15 protein-coding genes are annotated in these 18,694 nt (G+C 33.7%); 5 read left to right on the forward strand and 10 right to left on the reverse strand.

Annotation, left to right across the window (positions count from 1 at the left end):
• Positions 1-180 precede the first annotated feature (180 nt).
• Together dcd and mltA are read right to left on the reverse strand one after the other, a co-directional pair.
• Positions 181-762 carry a dCTP deaminase gene (gene dcd / locus A9G28_RS03100; protein ID WP_065567715.1) on the reverse strand — a complete coding sequence of 194 codons (582 nt, stop codon included), beginning with the start codon at positions 760-762 and terminating at the stop codon, positions 181-183.
• 70 nt (positions 763-832) lie between these two features.
• Complete coding sequence (mltA, locus tag A9G28_RS03105; RefSeq protein WP_081297862.1) at positions 833-1,933, reverse strand: murein transglycosylase A; 1,101 nt, start codon at positions 1,931-1,933, stop codon at positions 833-835.
• A 196-nt stretch (positions 1,934-2,129) separates the two neighbouring features.
• On the opposite strand from mltA, the gene cycA reads away from it, so the two are divergent.
• Positions 2,130-3,500 (forward strand): D-serine/D-alanine/glycine transporter, encoded by a 1,371-nt coding sequence (gene cycA / locus A9G28_RS03110; protein ID WP_065567716.1) that lies wholly within the window; start codon positions 2,130-2,132, stop codon positions 3,498-3,500.
• A 46-nt stretch (positions 3,501-3,546) separates the two neighbouring features.
• Here the strand turns inward: cycA and A9G28_RS03115 are convergent, their stop codons facing one another.
• The gene (locus A9G28_RS03115; protein ID WP_065567717.1) at positions 3,547-4,572 is read right to left on the reverse strand and encodes a TerC/Alx family metal homeostasis membrane protein; all 1,026 of its coding nucleotides are present in this window, start codon (positions 4,570-4,572) and stop codon (positions 3,547-3,549) included.
• Between the two features lie 181 nt (positions 4,573-4,753).
• Here A9G28_RS03115 and dacB point away from each other — a divergent pair, with 181 nt between their 5' ends.
• Positions 4,754-6,190: a serine-type D-Ala-D-Ala carboxypeptidase gene (dacB, locus tag A9G28_RS03120; RefSeq protein WP_065579739.1), complete on the forward strand. Its 1,437-nt coding sequence runs from the start codon at positions 4,754-4,756 to the stop codon at positions 6,188-6,190.
• A gap of 58 nt (positions 6,191-6,248) precedes the next feature.
• Here dacB and A9G28_RS03125 read toward each other — a convergent pair whose 3' ends face one another.
• Both A9G28_RS03125 and A9G28_RS03130 read right to left on the reverse strand, forming a co-directional pair.
• Positions 6,249-8,084: an ABC transporter ATP-binding protein gene (locus A9G28_RS03125; protein ID WP_065579740.1), complete on the reverse strand. Its 1,836-nt coding sequence runs from the start codon at positions 8,082-8,084 to the stop codon at positions 6,249-6,251.
• A gap of 254 nt (positions 8,085-8,338) precedes the next feature.
• Entirely contained in the window at positions 8,339-9,031 is a 693-nt protein-coding gene (locus tag A9G28_RS03130) for a LexA family transcriptional regulator (protein WP_065579741.1), read from the reverse strand.
• 616 nt (positions 9,032-9,647) lie between these two features.
• Between A9G28_RS03130 and A9G28_RS12975 the strand changes: the two genes are divergently transcribed.
• Positions 9,648-9,824 (forward strand): Sec-independent protein translocase subunit TatA, encoded by a 177-nt coding sequence (locus tag A9G28_RS12975; protein ID WP_081295562.1) that lies wholly within the window; start codon positions 9,648-9,650, stop codon positions 9,822-9,824.
• A gap of 14 nt (positions 9,825-9,838) precedes the next feature.
• Positions 9,839-11,023, forward strand: a complete 1,185-nt coding sequence (locus A9G28_RS03135; RefSeq protein ID WP_065579742.1) for an FAD-dependent monooxygenase — start codon at positions 9,839-9,841, stop codon at positions 11,021-11,023.
• 620 nt (positions 11,024-11,643) lie between these two features.
• On the opposite strand, the gene A9G28_RS03140 is transcribed toward A9G28_RS03135, so the two are convergent.
• The 4 genes from A9G28_RS03140 to raiA form a co-directional block, all read right to left on the reverse strand.
• On the reverse strand, positions 11,644-12,828 hold the full coding sequence (locus A9G28_RS03140) for an MFS transporter (protein WP_065579743.1): 1,185 nt from the start codon (positions 12,826-12,828) through the stop codon (positions 11,644-11,646).
• 68 nt (positions 12,829-12,896) lie between these two features.
• Positions 12,897-13,940, reverse strand: coding sequence for an A/G-specific adenine glycosylase (mutY, locus tag A9G28_RS03145; RefSeq protein WP_065567723.1), 1,044 nt, complete (start codon positions 13,938-13,940; stop codon positions 12,897-12,899).
• A gap of 5 nt (positions 13,941-13,945) precedes the next feature.
• On the reverse strand, positions 13,946-15,097 hold the full coding sequence (gene pheA / locus A9G28_RS03150; RefSeq protein WP_065579744.1) for a bifunctional chorismate mutase/prephenate dehydratase: 1,152 nt from the start codon (positions 15,095-15,097) through the stop codon (positions 13,946-13,948).
• A 96-nt stretch (positions 15,098-15,193) separates the two neighbouring features.
• A complete protein-coding gene (raiA, locus tag A9G28_RS03155; RefSeq protein ID WP_065567725.1) occupies positions 15,194-15,523 on the reverse strand; it encodes a ribosome-associated translation inhibitor RaiA in 330 nt (109 codons plus the stop codon).
• A gap of 405 nt (positions 15,524-15,928) precedes the next feature.
• Between raiA and trmJ the strand changes: the two genes are divergently transcribed.
• Entirely contained in the window at positions 15,929-16,615 is a 687-nt protein-coding gene (gene trmJ / locus A9G28_RS03160) for a tRNA (cytosine(32)/uridine(32)-2'-O)-methyltransferase TrmJ (RefSeq protein ID WP_065579752.1), read from the forward strand.
• A 77-nt stretch (positions 16,616-16,692) separates the two neighbouring features.
• On the opposite strand, the gene cysS is transcribed toward trmJ, so the two are convergent.
• Positions 16,693-18,084, reverse strand: coding sequence for a cysteine--tRNA ligase (gene cysS, locus A9G28_RS03165; protein ID WP_065567726.1), 1,392 nt, complete (start codon positions 18,082-18,084; stop codon positions 16,693-16,695).
• Between the last annotated feature and the right edge of the window lie 610 nt (positions 18,085-18,694).

Genomic DNA, 18,694 nt, shown 5'->3' on the forward strand with positions numbered 1-18,694 from the left:
TAGTTAATTCATAACCGGTTTTATCTTTTACTGTATCAGAAATAAATCCACGAAAGTTGTTAGGATCTACAAAAACAATAAGTGAAATAATACCGATAGTAATAGCTAAAATTAAGGCAAATAAAAAAAACAATATTTTTTTTACCATATTAATGTTCCTTTGTTAATATTATAAGTTGTTTAGTCTTTATCAATACGGCTGGCGACAGCGCCATGTTGGTCTTTATATTTTGCATCTTGCCTTCGATTGTATGGTCTTGCTGCCGCTCCAGTTAATGTTTCAAAACTAAGCGCTCCGATTGTCATTCCAGGTCTAAGTGCTAATGGAATTTTCCCTGAGTTATAGAATTCCAAAACAATTTGCCCTTGCCAACCAGGATCAATTCGATGTGCTGTAACGTGAACCATCAGCCCTAGCCTAGCAAGCGATGAACGCCCATCTAACCAGCCAACCAGATCATCGGGAATAGTGACTGATTCTAAGGTTACGGCTAATGCTAATTCTCCTGGATGCAAATAGAAAGCATCGCTTTCAGCTAATACAATTTCCTCGCTCATCACTCGTTCCAATACCGCAGCAACTTCTTCTTTAGGACCACTTAAATCGATATAAGGTGTGGTATGCTCTCGGAAAGTTCGAAACTGGTTACCTAATCTAATATCAACAGTTGCACCATTAATACAACTTGCTGCTGGCTGTGGTGTGATTTTTAATTTACCGTTTTGTAAATATGCTTCGATATCTCGGTCGCATAATCTCATAAGTAATCCTTAATTCAGCTTGTATTTCTTTATTCTAACAGGAACTTTGAATGTCGTCGATGTTAGTTGTTTAAGGTTTTAGCAACCATGCGCGGCCATAGTGATTATAGTATCCCGCTAATTTGCCAGGTTGATCACCTACCCCTAGATAAAGGTCAAAATGCTGCCCTTTAATTGCACCACCTACATCAAGAGCAACCATTAAACGATTTTCTCGCCTACCACGATATTGCCCATCGCTATCAAGCAGAGGCACGTCAACCAGTACTACAGAACCCATTGGTATTAATGATTTATCAGAGGCGATAGAAGCATTGGCAATTAAGGGAACATTAGCGGCCCCTTTTACTTCGGTATTATATTTGGGTTCAAAAAAAACGAATGAATGGTTTTGAACCAATAATTCTTTAATTTTTTCCTCACTTTTATTCTTAGCCCAATCTTTGATAGCCTGTATCGACATTCTTTCTTTTTCGATTTCACCTTGTTCTACTAGCAATCGTCCAATACTTGAATAACCATGTCCATTTTTACCACCATAACTAAAGAAAACTAAAGGTAAATCATCTTCAAAATCAACATAGGCACTACCTTGCACTTCCATAATGAAATTATCTATCAAAGAATTACTGTATGCTATTTCAAGACCTTTATTGGCAAGAATACCATTATAAATTTGCTCTCGATTTGGTAATTGTTTTCCTTCACTAACGGGCATTTTATAAATAGGATATTTAAAATCTGTAGTTAGCTCATGTCTTGCTTTAATGATTGGAGTATAATAACCTGTCATATGGACATTTCCATACCCATCTTGCCCCGACATTTCATAACTTTTAAGCCCAACTTTGCTAAATTCGTCAGTTCCTAAGGAACGATTAATCCAATCATCTATCGCTTTATAGATATGTTCATTTTTAAGATACAAAGAGGGCGATGACGACTTGATTTTGGCAATTTGAATCATGTAGTCTGAAATATTTACTGGAATAGCTAATTGTGGATAGCTTACGTTAAACGGAAAAAGGAGGTTGCCATCTTTATATTGTTGACCTTGTTTGACAGGTTTATTTACATTGCTTTGGCTACTAGTTAGAAGAGATAAAATAAATAAAGAGCATAAAGTACATAAAACATAAAAACGATAATAGCGACGTTTCTTTTCTTTCATCTTGATAGATTATTATAATAAGTTAAGTATCATTGTTAGTTATGCTACACAATTCTATTATAAGAAACTACCAATAATTATGGTGTAGTCATAAAAAGTTTTCATAAAAATTCAACTTGCGATTTTATTCTATAGACTTTATAGTCCTATATTCTTTATTAAATTAAGAAATTGAGCAAATAAAAGGAAAATAGCGATGAGCGCTTCCTCAAAGCATGATCTAAAACGGAACCTTTCTAACCGCCATATTCAATTAATTGCAATTAGTGGTGCTATCGGTACCGGCTTATTTATGGGCTCAGGAAAGACAATTAGCCTTGCAGGGCCGTCTATTATTTTTGTCTATATGGTTATTGGATTTGTTCTATTTTTTGTTATGCGAGCGATGGGAGAAATTCTGCTTTCTAATTTAAAGTATAAATCTTTTAGTGATTTCTCTAACGACCTTTTAGGGCCTTGGGCAGGATTTTTCACTGGTTGGACTTATTGGTTTTGTTGGGTAGTTACAGGAATTGCAGATGTTATTGCAATTGCTGGTTATGCTCAATATTGGTTTCCCGAACTGCAATCTTGGATACCAATGTTATTAACAGTTACCTTACTATTAACCTTAAACCTATTAACAGTAAAAATGTTTGGTGAGACAGAATTCTGGTTTTCAATGATCAAAATTATTGCTATTTTAGCCTTGATTGGTATTGGAATAGTGCTTATTTTAACCTCTTTCCATTCTGAACAAACTAATAGCATAGCTACATTTTCAAATTTATGGGAATATGGTGGATTTTTCCCAAATGGAATTATGGGTTTTTTTGCTGGTTTTCAAATTGCAATCTTTGCTTTTGTAGGGATCGAGTTAGTGGGTACAACAGCAGCAGAAACAGTTGACCCAAACAAGAATTTGCCACGAGCTATTAACTCTGTACCTGTCCGAATCATATTTTTCTATGTTTTTGCTTTAATCATCATTATGAGCGTTACACCATGGACGTTAATTTCTCCAAATAAAAGTCCATTTGTTGAGTTATTTACATTAATTGGTTTACCAGCAGCTGCAAGTATCATTAATTTTGTCGTATTAACATCAGCAGCATCTTCCGCTAATAGCGGTATTTACTCTACAAGCAGAATGCTATTTGGGCTAGCTAAAAAACAAGATGCTCCTGAGCCTTTTGGTAAATTATCAACTCGCTCGGTACCCGCTAATGGTTTACTGTTTTCATGTGCTTGCTTATTTGGTGGCGTAGTTTTGATTTATTTAGTACCTAATGTCATGGAAGCTTTTACTATAGTAACCACCATTTCAGCTATTTTATTTATGTTTATTTGGTCAATGATTCTTATTTCTTATATTGCTTATCGTCGTAAAAAAATAAAATTGCATGAACAATCTAAATTTAAAATGCCTGGTGGTATTTTTATGAGTGGTGTTTGTTTAGCTTTTTTTGTTTTTATGATTGTATTGCTTACTTTTGAAGCCGATACTCGCCAAGCACTCGTGGCCACTCCTATTTGGTTTATTATTTTAGCTGTGAGTTATTACATTCGCTCTTTAAAACGCAGATAAATCTAAAAATAAAAAGGCGGGTGATCCTGCCTTTTTATTTTTGTAATTATTGATCTTTATTTTTTACCGGCCAAATAATACTAGCAATAATACCCAAAGTTAAGATGCCTAAAATGACATAAAGACTTGTGGTTGGATCTATATCTATACCACACCCAAATAAATGATTACTTGCATTTAAAGCTAATTTCCCTGCAATAAAAAAAAGTAAGCAAATCACCGCCTTACTAAGATGGACTAAATACTGTTGCATGGCTTGTAAAATAAAGTACATCGTTCTAAGACCTAAAATAGCGAAGATCATGGCGCTATAGACAATTAATGGTTCTTGGCTCACGGCAATTACTGCAGGAACTGAATCAAAAGCAAACATAACGTCACTTAATTCAATTACAACAATACATAAAAATAGTGGTGTAGCATAAAAAAGACTTTTAGGTATTTTATCAACTAAGTTATTGTTTTCAGCTTTTGCAAGCTCTATATCAAGCTGTTTTTGTGACAATAAAAAACTGTGGCCGACAATTTTTGGGTAAGTTGGAAAAATACGTTTGGCAATGCGAAAAGCAAAGTGATTTGAATAATCTTTAATATTTTCGGCATTATCTTGATTTTTCAACATCATTATTCCCGTGCAAGCAACCAATATTGAAAACACCAACTCCATCCAAGGACCTAAATACAACAAACCTGTGCCAATTACGACAAATATGGCGCGAAATATAATAGCACCAATAACCCCCCAATAAAGTAAGCGATGGCGATAGTTATTTGGTACAGCAAACCATGAAAAAATAGCCATAATGACAAACAGATTATCGACCGATAAGGCTTTTTCAAGAACATAACCTGTAATAAATAAGCTGGCTATAGTGCTGCCATGGTGAATGTATAAAAATAGTGCAAATCCTAATGCAACCGCTATCCAAAATAGCGACCAAATAATAGCATTTTTTAAGCTGATTGGTTTATCGTTATGGTGAGCGTATAAATCAATAATAATTGCAGTCACGGCTAGCCCAACAAATACTAATATTGTTTCTATTGGAAAACCTAATGAATTTTGAATCATAGTTATATTACCTAGTATTAAAAGCTATATGAAGTTAACTTTTCTTTTGGCTATGTTAAATTATTCGATAGCACATAATTATAAAAGTGGTTGAGTATATATTGCTAGCTAAATCAAAAAAAGTTATATTTGCAAGTCCCATTTAACTGTTTTAATTTAATAACATTTTGAGCAAGCATTCATGACAAAATTCAGGGTAATAATTTTCTTTCTTCTTCCTTTTTTTTCAGGACTATTACATGCGCAACCAGTAGAGCCTTATATATCATCTTTACCTAAAGGAAGCGATTTGTCTATTTTGGTTCAATCTGTAGGAAGAAGCCCTAAGACATTAGCAAAATATAAAAGCGATCAATTCAAACACCCAGCCAGCACTCAAAAAGTGATAACCGCATTAGCTGCTGAGTTGGAATTAGGTCGAAATTTCCGATTTACAACACGCCTGCAAACTAATGGCGTTATTAGTAATAAACAATTAAATGGTGATCTTATTATTCAACTTAGCGGAGATCCCACTTTTACGCGAGCCAAATTAAAAACAATGATTGCTGAAATGCGCCAAAAAGGTATTGAAAAAATAGCAGGAAATATAATTTTAGATACTTCGATATTTACAAGCCATGACAAAGCTGCGGGGTGGTCATGGAATAATTTAACGGCTTGCTATAATGCCCCACCATCTGCAGCAATTATTGATGATAATTGTTTTTATGCAACTGTGACACCAAATAAAGTAGGTGAAAAAGCCTCAATATCTAAACCTACTAATATTCCAGTTACTGTAACAGCTGAGGTAAAAACCATTGCAAAAAACAGTAAAGATCCCAATGATAGGTATTGTGAGTTGGATGTTAGCTATTTAGACAAAAATCGTTATCATTTATCAGGATGTATTGCTGCAAGCTCAGATAAAACACCATTAAAATTTGCAGTAATTGATGGGGTTGAATATTTTTCATCTATTTTAAAAAATGAACTTAAGCAACAAAAGATAACTTATACAGGATCGCTACTTCAACGCAAAGAAAAGAATAATGCTCAATTGACCTTACTCGCCTCTAGCCAATCAGCACCACTTTCAGAACTATTAACTGTCATGCTTAAAAAGTCAAATAATCTATATGCAGATGCTATTTTTAGAACCTTAGGCGCACATTACTATAATGTACAAGGCACATGGCGTAATGGTGGCGATGCAGTTAGACAAATTTTACGCAAAAAAGCAGGTATAAATTTAGAAAATTTAGTGATTGCTGATGGTTCGGGTTTGTCTAGGTTAAACTTGGTAAGCGCTGATAAATTAATGGAAATTTTACAATATATTTCAGCTAATGATTCTCAGCTAAAAATTATTGAAATGTTACCTATTGCAGGTATTGATGGTACATTAAAAAACCGTAAAAGCTTTAATCAGACACCTTTTAAAGAGACAATACGTGCTAAAACTGGTTATATTCAAGGTTGCTATAATTTAGCTGGATTTATCCAAAAACCTGATGGTAAATATGTAGCTTTTGTACAATTATTATCTGGTTATCAAGCGGATAATAAAAACGAATCAAAAAATAGTGCAATTATGCGTTTTGAATCAGAATTTTACAAAAATTTTATTAATTAAGCAGTGATAAGGACATTATAAGTTTAATGTCCTTATTTACTAATAAAAATGTATAAAATTAAATATTATCCCCTAAAAATCCACCGCTTTGATGTTTCCACAGCTGTGCATATAATCCATTTTTTATGAGTAATTCTTGGTGTGTGCCTTGCTCAATAATTTTACCTTGATCAAGTACAACTAACCTATCCATTGCAGCAATGGTTGATAAACGGTGGGCAATGGCAATAACGGTCTTACCTTCCATTAACGTATATAAGCTTTCCTGAATTGCTTGCTCAATTTCGGAATCCAGTGCGCTTGTTGCTTCATCTAACAATAAAATAGGCGCATTTTTAAGAATGACCCGGGCAATTGCAATGCGTTGTCTTTGACCACCAGATAATTTTATACCTCGTTCACCTACAAATGCGTCATATCCTGTTTTACCTTTTGCATCAACTAATGTTTGAATAAAGTTATCTGCATGAGCTCTTTGTGCGGCTTTTATCATTTCTTCTTCTGAAGCATTATTGTTACCATAAAGTAAGTTTTCTCGTACTGAGCGATGTAACAACGAGGTATCTTGTGTTACCATGCCAATTTGAGCGCGCAGGCTTTCTTGAGTAACAGTGGTAATATCCTGGCCGTCAATAACAATTTCACCACTTTGTAAATCATAAAAACGGAGTAATAAATTAATAAGCGTTGACTTTCCTGCTCCTGATCGGCCAACTAAACCAATTTTTTCGCCTGGTTTTATCGTTAGGTCTAAATTCTCAATTACTGAGCTACGTTTTTTCTCATCATAACTAAAATAAATATGTTTAAACTCAATTTTACCTTGAGTTACATTAAGCTTAGGCGCATTTGGTTGATCAATCACTGCTTTAGCGACAGAAAACGTATTAATGCCATCTTTTACTACACCAATATTTTCAAATAGCGCTGCTATTTCCCACATAATCCAGTGTGAAAAACCATTTAATCGAAGTGCTACTGCTGTTGCTGTGGCAATTGCGCCAATACCAATTAATTGATTTGTCCATAGCCACAAGGCAACACCTGTTGTGCTTAGCACTAAGGAAATGGACAATAAATGATTTACTATTTCAAAACTACTGACTAGCCGCATTTGTTTATTAACAGTAACTAAAAACTCATTCATCGATTCTTGAGCGTATTTTGCCTCATTACCTGCATGAGAAAATAGTTTTACTGTTATAATGTTGGTATAAGCATCGGTGACTCGCCCAGTCATTGTCGAACGAGCGTCCGCTTGTGCACTTGCTACTTTACTTAAACGAGGAATAAAATAATACATAGCAATGCCATAAATTAGACACCAGATCATAAATGGCACTAATAACAAAAGATCTAATTGCCCGATGATTGTAGCCATAGTAATAAACGAAATAAGAACATAGATAAAAATATCTGCCACTAAAAAACAAGTATCACGAACTGCGAGTGCCGTTTGCATGACTTTTGCCGATATTCTTCCAGCAAATTCATCTTGAAAAAAACGCATACTTTGATTAAGCACTAACCGATGCAGGTTCCACCGCAATCGCATTGGAAAATTTCCAGCTAGGCACTGATGTTTAATAATCGTTTGTAGCCCAATAATAATGGTACTTCCTATAATGATTAGGGCTAACAGCGCTAATGTTGTTTTTTCTTGTTGCCAAAATTTGCTAGGTTCAACAACTGAAAGCCAATCAATAACTTTACCAAGGGCAGCATATAAAAAAGCTTCAAAAGCACCGCCTAATGCGCTAAAAATAATTAATAGCAACAAAAATAAGCGAGTCCCTTTCGCTGATTGCCATATGAAACTAAAAAAGTTTCTAGCCATAGGTTGAGGTTCATCTTTTGGATAAGATGACACCAATTTTTCAAAAAATTGATACATATTAGACCTGATTCATCATAGCGTTTTTTATTAATACTACTATTAATAATATAAAAAAATAGAGGTAGTGCAAATAGGCATATGTTGCCTTTGAATCTCAATTTATCTGGAATTTCCAATTAATATCATTTAGCTATCTGGTTGCTATTAATGGGTTTATCAATATAGAAGAAATCAATGAGGGAACAAAATATCTAATATTCCCTCTAACTTTCAATTATATATTGAAAGTTAATATATAGCTATTAAAGGTATTAAAATATGTCTTTAATAAGAAGAACAACACGGCCTACAATATGATATTTATGAAAATCTGACTTGGGAACTTCAATGGTTGGATTCTGGCTATTATTACAAATTAATAACCAACCATTAAGTGTTAAACGAACCTTTCTTAAAAAGGTAATATCTTCGTATTCAATTAGATAAATTGCACCATCAACAATACCTGTTATTTCAGTGTTAAGAATTAGTCCATTATTGTTTTCGATTTCTGGTGACATTAAATCGCCTTTGGCCCAGTATATAATTAATTTTTTAGCATCTAAGCCACGGTGCTTAGCCCAACCCTCAATGATAGGATAATTCATCAATGGAGGGGTTTCTCTTACAAAACGTTCTTTTTGTGCTTCCTCTTTTGTTGGTAGTTGTTTATTATAAACAGGAATGCGATAAATATTTTCGCTGTAGATATCTTCATCGCTATTTTTAGAATCTACAAACTCTAGTTTATGACCAGTAGCAAGCCAATTAAAAGAAACATTACATTTTTCAGCGATGACTTCCAAACGTGTCAGTGAAGGGTAAGTTTTGCCAGATAAGTAGTCTCGAATTACCGTTTCGGACATATCGCATTTTTTAGCGAAGGCTGAAACAGATAAACCTTGCATAGAGCTGAGCAATCTATCTTTAAAAGTTTTAACATTATTATTTTTAATTGTATTCATCTTTAATCCATTATATCTATCACTAGTTTATTAATTATAGTGCATTTTTTTATAGTTTTGTATATACCTATTATTTGGAAAACCGATTAAATTAATTTTATTTTTTCACTTTTTCGTTTTTTTAAAATTTATATTTTTGTATTTCTCGTTTTTTAATGTATTGGTAAAAACAGTTGAAGAAAATAATTATTCTTTGTTTTTTGTTTGCTTGTTTGTTTTTTTCTGCGAGAAAAATATTTTTTTATGATTGTTTATGCCTTTTTTATTTAAAATTGACATTAATCAAAATTTAATAGTAGCAATCAAAATCATTAACCGATTGTTTTTTAAAGATTTAAATCACAACTCACATAATAACCAAACAAGCCAATAACAAATAAAAACGATTGACTAAAGCGAAAAAAAATGGATAATAAGCAGGGTAAGGATTTTTCATTGTTTTCTTTCCTTATATTCCTTATATTTCATGTTGGCCTGTATAGTTTTATACAGGTCTTTTTTTATTCTTGAACTATTTATGAAATCCCTTCATAAAAAGAGTATAATGATCACTCCATAAAATATGTTCTAAAGTCTACCCTAAATAGAGCGTTATATTTATTAAGAGGATTTGATTATGTCTTTTAGTATTCCACACCTTTTAGTGTTTCTTGCTGTCGTTATTTTATTATTTGGCACTAAAAAGTTGCGTAATTTAGGTTCTGATCTTGGTTCAGCATTAAAAGGCTTCAAGAAAGCAATGAATGACGATGATATTGAACCCCAAAATGATGATAAGTTAGATAATAAATAGTTTTGCTTCTAGGTATGAATATTCAATTTGATGTAGCAATTGTAGGGGGCGGATTAGTTGGTTTAGCAACTGCTTGCGCACTTAGCCAATACGCGCTAAAAATAGCGATTATAGATACTAAAATTCACCAGCACCAATCTTTCTCACAGAATGAAATAGGCATTAGAGCCTCAGCTATTAATGGCGCAAGTCAACATTACTTTTCGCAAATAGGTATATGGAATGATTTATGTGCAAGTAAACGTGTACAAGAATTTACTGAAATAGGTGTATGGGAAAAAAATGGCCAAGCTCATTTATCTGCTCATGCCAAAGATTATGGGTATTCCAATCTTGGCTATATAATCGAAAATAATATTATTTCTCATTACCTTTACCAATATGCTTTAAATTGTAGCAATATTAATATTTATAATTGCGAGGCAATTGACTGTGCATTTAATGATGATTTTGCTTTTTTGACACTTGCTAATAAAGCTATCTTACAGACTAAATTACTAATTGGTGCAGATGGTGCTCATTCCTGGGTACGTCAACGCAAAAATATTTCTGTTTTTGAACGCGATTATCTGCATCATGCTGTTATTACAACGGTTGAAACCGAGTACCCTCACCAATCTTGTGCGAGGCAGATTTTTTATCCAAATGGTATTGTGGCTTTTCTACCCTTGTGGCAGGCCAACAAAAGTTGTTTGGTTTGGTCAACAAAACCAGATAATGCGACTAGTTTAGCTTCTCTATCTGAATCAGAGTTTTCTGATGAGTTATTTCGGTTAACTGGCGATAAAGTCGGTCAATGTCAGTTAATTAACCCTCGTATGGTATTTCCATTAAAAGCCCGCATTGCAAGACAATTTATTCAACATCGGCTTGTCTTAATTGGTGATGCGGCTCATACCATTCATCCTTTAGCTGGGCAAGGTGTAAATTTAGGTTTTCAAGATTCTACATTATTAGTCTCAACAATTAAAACATTAATCGATGAACAAAAAGATATTGGTTTAGTTTGCAATTTAAAACCATTTCAGTTTACTCGTCGTAAAGATACTTTAGTGATGTTAGCAGCAATGCAAACAATTCAAGATATGTTTAATGGTGATAATTTGCTTAAAAAGATGATAAGAACAGTAGGAATGAATACTATTGATTGTTGTTCTCCAATAAAAAAACAAATTATCAAATATGCTATGCGTATTTAACCGCCATCTTTTAACAATACTCTTGTGGTTTTGCTACAAGAGTTAATCATATTATTTTAAAACAGCTTGATAACATCTTAATATAAAATAGGATACAGGAACAGATGAAACCTAATAAGACGCACATTATGCAGATGTTAACTAAATATAGCTCAACTACATCGTCAACGATTAGCTCATGCTTGAGCTAAATAAACCATTGCACATTAAGCGATGATAATTAGTTACGATATTGTTGTTCAAATATAGTCATTTTTATATCCTTATCTAAAATTACGATTTGCTTTTATGTATATCTTGTTTTTTATTTAAGGCTTAGATTTTTTTTTCAATAATTTTTCTAACTGTCATTTCATCAAATATTTTTGGTAAATAGCCACACAGACCTTTGTTCTGGAAAGCAAATCAGCCATGTTTTTTATTATTCGCAACATCGATGTTATGTAACAAGCCATTTTTATGATTAACCGCTATAGACTTCTGGATATCTTTTACAAAGTATTAAACATAACACCCATTGAATATAAAACACTAAAATAAGCCACATGATTTTTATATGAATTAAATATTAACCCTCGGGGCTAACACAGATAATAAATCATTTACGTTTGTTAATAACTTTAAGATTTTTGATGAGTTTTAATATAAAAAAACCAACTAGTAATGCCTAATATTGCCAAGGAAGTACTTGCAATAATTATCGCTTTCCATCCGTAATGGCTAAACAAATAAGTCGATCCAGCAGAGCCTAGCATTCCACCAATAAAATAACATACCATATAACCCGTGTTCATTCGGCTACGTGCTTCTGGTCTGATTTGATAAATAGCATTCATATTAGAAACATGAGTAACTTGTACAGCAAAATCTAATAAAACCACCCCTAGAATTAAAGCAGTAATTGAATATTGAGCGAATGAAAGTGGTAGCCAAGATAATAGTAATAAGCTTAATCCAATGGTTGTTGCAATATAACCTTTGCCTTTGTCTGACAATTTTCCAACTATTGGCGATCCCATCGCGCCTGCAGCTCCCGCTAATCCAAATAAACCAATCATAAAATCAGAATAGTGATATGGTGCATTAGTTAACAAAAAGGCAAGTGGTGTCCATAATAATGAAAATAGCGAAAATGAGATAATAGCTAATAATGAGCGAATTCTTAATATCGGTTCTTGTCTATATAATGAACCAATTGAGCATAAAAGTTGAAAATAATTAATATTAATGGTATTACTATATTTTGGTAGTGAAATCGAAAGCAGTAGTGTCACAATAATCATAACACCTGTTGCAATCCAATATACACCATGCCAATCCGCAATTGAGGATATAGCGCCAGCAAAAGTTCTTCCCAATAAAATACCTAGTAACATACCGCTCATTAAAGTACCAACAACTTTACCTCGATGATCTGGCCTTGAGAGTGTTGCCGCAAAAGGTATTAAGACTTGAGCAACCGTTGAAAATAAACCTGTCATTGCGGTACCGATGATAAGCATCCATATATTTTGAGATAATGCGCTTACCATAAGTCCACAAGTGGATAATATCATTAAAATAATAATTAACCGCTTACGCTCTACCTTATCACCAAGAGGTGTAATAAATAGCAAGCCTATGGCATAACTAAATTGTGCAGCCATAATGATTGCTCCAGCATGTTCTACTTTTATATGTAGATTATTTGTAATTGAATGTAATAGCGGTTGAGCGTAATAATTGCTAGCAATTGTAATACCAATAGCAAATGCCATTAAAAAGACTAAGTAGCCAGATAAGCCTTGATGTTGTTTGTTTTGCATAATTAAATAGAATTAAAAATAATCAGTGATTATATCCTAAAAATAGCATGAGTATTGATAAACAAACGTTAACAAGACGTTTGTTTTAATAAGTTATAAACAGGTGTTGCAAGCCCTATTTTTGCATTGTCGGATTTTAGGTTATACCAATAACCGCAAGGTTGTTCCCAACATTTTGTATGTTTAGTAATTACACAATAAATTGGAACAATATCTAAGTGAAAGTGGCTAAATGTATGGCGAAATGCAATAAGTTGCTTGGGTTTTGTGGTTTCAATACCTTGTTTTTTTAACCAGTCAGTTAATGCTTGTTGGCTTGCAAACTGAGGCAAACAGTATAATCCTCCCCATATGCCAGACGGAGGTCTTTTTTCAAGCCAAATCGTATTATTATATTCCAGCATTAAAAAATAGGCTGTCTTTGCAGGAATGGTACTTTTAGTTTTTTTGGTTGGGTATTGTTGCCAACTTTCTGTCTTATAAGCTAAGCAGTTACCATGCAAAGGGCATAAAGTGCACTTAGGTTTACTGCGAGTACAAACCGTTGCACCTATATCCATCATGGCTTGATTAAACTTTGCAACATCTTGCTTAGGTGTCACTCGCTTGCTTAATTCCCAGAGCTTATTTTCAATCTTTTTAATACCTGGCCAGCCTTCAACAGCAAAATATCGAGTGAGCACACGTTTTACATTGCCATCTAAAATGGGATAATGCTGATTTTGCGAAAGAGATAAAATAGCGCCAGCAGTTGAACGCCCCACACCAGGCAGCGCCACCACATCATCAAATTGTGTTGGAAATGAGCCATTAAATTTTTCCGCAATTGTTTGTGCTGCCTTATGTAAATTGCGCGCTCTTGCATAGTAACCCAGTCCAGTCCAAAGATGTAATACATCATCAAGTGGTGCTTGTGCTAGGTCTGTTATCTTAGGAAATTGCTCAATAAATCGGTTAAAGTAAGGAATCACCGTTGCAACTTGTGTTTGTTGCAACATCACTTCTGATAACCAAACATGATAGGCGCTTTTTTCGAGTTGCCATGGTAATGATTTTCTACCATACTTCTCATACCAGTTAAGTACCGCTTGTGAAAAATGTTGCATTGTCATAATGGTTACATTATAGAAACAATAGAATCACTTGGATAGCATCCGAGCACTTTGGTATATAGTGTCATTGAAGCTAGCTCTTTAAGCGCTGTTTGCATTTCATAAGAATGAATGTTGCCATGTAAATCAATATAAAACATTTCTTCCCATGGTGTACCATGAATTGGACGAGATTCAAGCTTAGTCATGATGATATTATGATTGCGTAGTACTAATAACGCATCAACTAAAGCACCAGCTTGTTGGCCTGTTTTCATTAAAATAGTGGTTTTAGCAGGAATTTGATCTGAAACCGCAATTGGTTGTCTTGCAAGCACGATAAAACGCGTTATGTTCTCTTTTTGATTAGCAAAGTTATGTTTAAGAACTTGTAATCCATATAATTCGCCACCATCCTTATTCCCCATTGCGGCAACATTCGGCTTATTCAATTTAGCAACGGTTTCCATTGCTGATGAAGTACTATCACAATATACAATCTTCCAATGAGGGTGACTTTCTAAGAAATTACTACATTGCTGGAAGGGTTGTGGGTGGCTATAAATAGTGTCGATTTGCTCTAATTGCGAATTCGGCATGGCAAGCACACAATGATCAATAGGTAATGAAAGCTCGCCAATAATATGCAAGTTGGTTTTTTGTAATAAGTCATACACTTCGTTAATTGAACCGGAGCTAGAGTTTTCTATCGGCAAAATTCCATAGTCGACTTCGCCCCTTTCAACCTGCTCAAATACATCTTTGAATGAAGTACAACTAGATTCGATCATCTGATCTAAGTGAGCACTTGCATAACGGCGTGTTGCTGAATGTGAATAAGAACCCTTAGGTCCTAAAAAAGCAACTTTGGCTGTGGCGATAATATCGTCATTCAGTTTTTCTTGTAAAATTTTTTGTTGTAATAGGACTGAGTCTTCAATAATTAATTGATATAAACGTTTAATAAACACATCATCAAGATGATAGTTTTTCCCTTGATTAATTAATGAAATAATAAGTGAACGCTCACGCTCCATATCGCGAACAGGAATATTTGCTCCAATTTTTGTGTGAATAACTTGTGTTGAAAGATTACGCCTTTTAGCAATAAGCTCTAACAACATCTTATCAAGTTCATTAATTTTATCGCGTAAAGGTAACAAAGGATTTGTAGTCATTTTTATAATGATATTAAAAAAAGATAGGTTGTATTATAACAAGCAAAAAAATAAAGGCACTATCGAAGTGCCTTTTTATTGCATCGAAAAAATAAATCAAATTTCTTCTAATACAGTATCTTTTATACTGCTTGTCGCTCGGCGTGCTTCACCTTTATGTTGCAGTTTATTAAGCTGTTTTTCAAGCTTTTCAATAAGGTCATTAATCGCTGCATACATATCAATATGTTTAGCTGACGCCACTAATGGTGTGCCTTTTGTGATAATGGTTGCATCAACGACAAAGCCGTCTGGCTCTTTGCATAAAATAAAATGAGGATTTATTAATTGTGCTCGCCATTTGTCCAATTTAGTATATTTTTCTTCTAAATAGCTACGCATAGCAGGAGTAATATCCATTTGTTTACTGGTAATATTTAACGCCATAATTAATCTCCTTGTTTTTTCAGACGATGGTTAATGCCGTTATTGATTTGAGCCATTTTCATGATTATACAGTGCCAAATTATATTTGGCTCGTCAATATAATCTTTATTATTAATCCTATTTTGTGATTGTTGTCTAAAAAATTCAATTTTACATTTTATGCTAATTTACTATTAATAGCAGTTAATCACATGTTGTTTTTTTTATTATTTTTATAATGGAAAACAATTTTATTAATATCTAATCGTATCAGTAATCACCTATATTCTGCACTTTAATGCCATTTTAGTATATACTTATTTTATGCATTTTTTAGTTATGATTGATTAATATTTTAATGAGGATGATGTGAATTATTTAGATAATGTAAAAATTGTTTTAGTCGAAACATCGCATACAGGCAACATGGGTTCTGCGGCAAGAGCAATGAAAACAATGGGATTAACTAACCTTTGTTTAGTCAACCCAATCATCAAACCTGATTCTCAATCGATTTCGTTAGCGGCAGGAGCTAGTGATATTATTAAAAATGCACAACTCTTTGCGTCGCTTGAGCAAGCAATTGCCGATTGTACTTTAGTAATTGGCACTAGTGCACGTTCTCGTAGTTTACAATGGCCTCATTTAACACCGAAAGAGTGTAGTGATAAAATTATTCAAGAAACGACCAATACTCGTTCTAAAGTTGCTTTAGTGTTTGGGCGTGAGCGAGTTGGTTTAACCAATGAAGAATTGCAAAAGTGCCATTACCATGTCGAAATTCCTGCTAATCCTGATTATAGTTCTCTAAATTTGGCAATGTCAGTACAAGTTTTGTGCTACGAAATTCGCATGTCAATGCTAAATCTTGACGATCAGCGATCTGAATTAAAAGGCAACGGCAATATAAACTCAGAGTTTCCAGTAGATGCTGATATAGAGCGTTTTTACCAGCATTTACAACAAACTTTATTACAGACAGGTTTTATCAATGCCAATCATCCAGGGCAAATTATGGGACGTTTGCGTCGATTATTTACCCGAGCGCGTATTGAACAACAAGAGTTAAATATTTTACGCGGCATTTTAACGTCGATAGATAAAAAGTTGTGATAACTGATAAAAAAATACCCACTAATATGTGGGCGTTTTTTAAAAATAGCTGATTGTAATAACCAAAAATTAACCGATTAATTTTTCTTGCGCCAAGTAGTACCATTTGCACCATCTTCAAGAACAATGTTCATCGCATTTAATTTGTCTCGGGCTTCATCTGCTTGCACCCAATTCTTGCTCGCTCTTGCTTCGTTGCGTTGTTTAATTAATGCTTCAATTAATGCACTATCAGCATCCTCTTTATTATCACCTTGTAAAAACTTTACAGGATCTTGTTCCAATAGCCCCAGCACTGATGATAAATAACGTAATTCAGCAGCTAATTCATTAGCGAGTGGCATATTATTATCTGCTTTAGCTTTATTGATTTCGCGAGCAAGGTCAAAAAGAGTTGAATAAGCTTCAGGTGTATTAAAATCATCATTCATTGCGTCACAAAATTGGCGGTAATAGTTACTATCAGGTGTTGTGCGCGAATGAGCAGGATCGGTGTCTCGTAATGCAGTATATAGCCGCTCTAGCGCTACTCTTGCTTGTTTTAGATTTTCTTCACTATAGTTTAATTGGCTTCGATAATGACCAGATAGTAAAAAATAACGTACTGTTTCGGCATCATAATGCGCTAATACATCACGAATAGTGAAAAAGTTATTGAGTGATTTTGACATTTTTTCTTGGTCTATCATGACCATGCCTGAATGCATCCAATAATTGACGTATTGCCCATCGTGTGCGCAAGTTGATTGGGCAATTTCATTTTCATGATGTGGGAACATTAAATCAGAACCACCACCATGAATATCAAAATGATTGCCTAATTGGTAACTGTTCATCGCAGAACATTCAATATGCCAACCAGGACGACCTTTTCCCCATGGTGAGTCCCAACTTGGTTCGTTAGGCTTTGACATCTTCCATAATACAAAATCCATTGGATTACGTTTAACATCAACCACATCAACTCGCGCTCCTGCTTGAAGCTGTTCTAAATTTTGGCGAGATAAAATACCATAATTTGGATCACTGTCTACCGAAAACATAACATCGCCGTTATCGGCAATATAAGCATGATTTTTTAAAATTAATTCTTCAACTAATTGAATGATTTGTGGCATATGATGCGTCGCACGAGGTTCAAAATCAGGGCGTTTTATATTAAGTGCATCAAAATCTGCATACATTTCTTGTAGCATTCGATTAGTAAGTTGATCACAGGTTTCGCCGTTTTCGAGCGCACGTTTAATAATCTTGTCATCAACATCAGTAATATTACGCACATAAGTTAAATCATAACCTAAAAAACGTAAATATCGAGTGATAACATCGAATGCCACAAACGTGCGTCCATGACCAATATGACAAAGATCATAAATAGTGACGCCACAGACATAGAGCCCGACTTTATTTGGAGTAATTGGTTGAAAGGTTTCTTTTTCTCTAGTTAATGTGTTGAATATTTTTAACATTATAATCTACAAGTTAAATTTAATGGATTTTGTTAAATAATATAACAAAAATCGAGATATGGCGAAATTACTTATTATGAACTTTGTAAGGAAAAATAGACAAATTTAAAATAGTAAGCAATTTTTACCCTTAAATAAATCATTAATTAGTTACACTGAGCATGTTCATTTATTGAAAAATACACTAAAGGATCAATGAATCTATTTCCATAACCTGAAAAATATTATGGTAAATCTTTTTTTTTATGTGATTAGAAGACTTATTTGAATCGTGTAAGCAAACATGCATATTTAAGTTATTCATCATCCATTTAACTCAAATATACGTTAAAAGATTTTATTTAATAAAAATGACAATTAAAATGAAGACTGGTTAATGATAGCCTAAATTAGGTGATAAAAAATAATCCTTACGCGCATTATTTAGTTATTATTTCAAACAAAGGCTAAAATAGTTAATCTATAAAAGTGGAATTAAGAACGGCTGTTGTTTCTATTTAGAAACGTTAAATTTCTTTTCAAGTTATTCGGTATTAGAATAAGAGGGAGAAAGTGTCTGATAGTTTAAATTATAGGGTTATCTAAATTGGCGGTTTCCCGCCAATTTAGC

The organism is Gilliamella sp. Fer1-1, from assembly GCF_001690825.1.
In the GTDB taxonomy this organism is placed as follows: domain Bacteria; phylum Pseudomonadota; class Gammaproteobacteria; order Enterobacterales; family Orbaceae; genus Gilliamella; species Gilliamella apicola_C.

Bases quoted from the DNA above. Each gene is read 5' to 3' on its own strand.
- A9G28_RS03125 (WP_065579740.1), bottom strand. From the start codon at position 8,084: ATGTATCAATTTTTTGAAAAATTGGTGTCATCTTATCCAAAAGATGAA.
- cycA (WP_065567716.1), top strand. From the start codon at position 2,130: ATGAGCGCTTCCTCAAAGCATGATCTAAAACGGAACCTTTCTAACCGC.
- A9G28_RS03130 (WP_065579741.1), bottom strand. From the start codon at position 9,031: ATGAATACAATTAAAAATAATAATGTTAAAACTTTTAAAGATAGATTG.
- cysS (WP_065567726.1), bottom strand. From the start codon at position 18,084: ATGTTAAAAATATTCAACACATTAACTAGAGAAAAAGAAACCTTTCAA.
- mltA (WP_081297862.1), bottom strand. From the start codon at position 1,933: ATGAAAGAAAAGAAACGTCGCTATTATCGTTTTTATGTTTTATGTACT.
- trmJ (WP_065579752.1), top strand. From the start codon at position 15,929: ATGGGTTCTGCGGCAAGAGCAATGAAAACAATGGGATTAACTAACCTT.
- dacB (WP_065579739.1), top strand. From the start codon at position 4,754: ATGACAAAATTCAGGGTAATAATTTTCTTTCTTCTTCCTTTTTTTTCA.
- A9G28_RS03135 (WP_065579742.1), top strand. From the start codon at position 9,839: ATGAATATTCAATTTGATGTAGCAATTGTAGGGGGCGGATTAGTTGGT.
- pheA (WP_065579744.1), bottom strand. From the start codon at position 15,097: ATGACTACAAATCCTTTGTTACCTTTACGCGATAAAATTAATGAACTT.
- dcd (WP_065567715.1), bottom strand. From the start codon at position 762: ATGAGATTATGCGACCGAGATATCGAAGCATATTTACAAAACGGTAAA.
- A9G28_RS03140 (WP_065579743.1), bottom strand. From the start codon at position 12,828: ATGCAAAACAAACAACATCAAGGCTTATCTGGCTACTTAGTCTTTTTA.
- A9G28_RS03115 (WP_065567717.1), bottom strand. From the start codon at position 4,572: ATGATTCAAAATTCATTAGGTTTTCCAATAGAAACAATATTAGTATTT.
- mutY (WP_065567723.1), bottom strand. From the start codon at position 13,940: ATGACAATGCAACATTTTTCACAAGCGGTACTTAACTGGTATGAGAAG.
- raiA (WP_065567725.1), bottom strand. From the start codon at position 15,523: ATGGCGTTAAATATTACCAGTAAACAAATGGATATTACTCCTGCTATG.
- A9G28_RS12975 (WP_081295562.1), top strand. From the start codon at position 9,648: ATGTCTTTTAGTATTCCACACCTTTTAGTGTTTCTTGCTGTCGTTATT.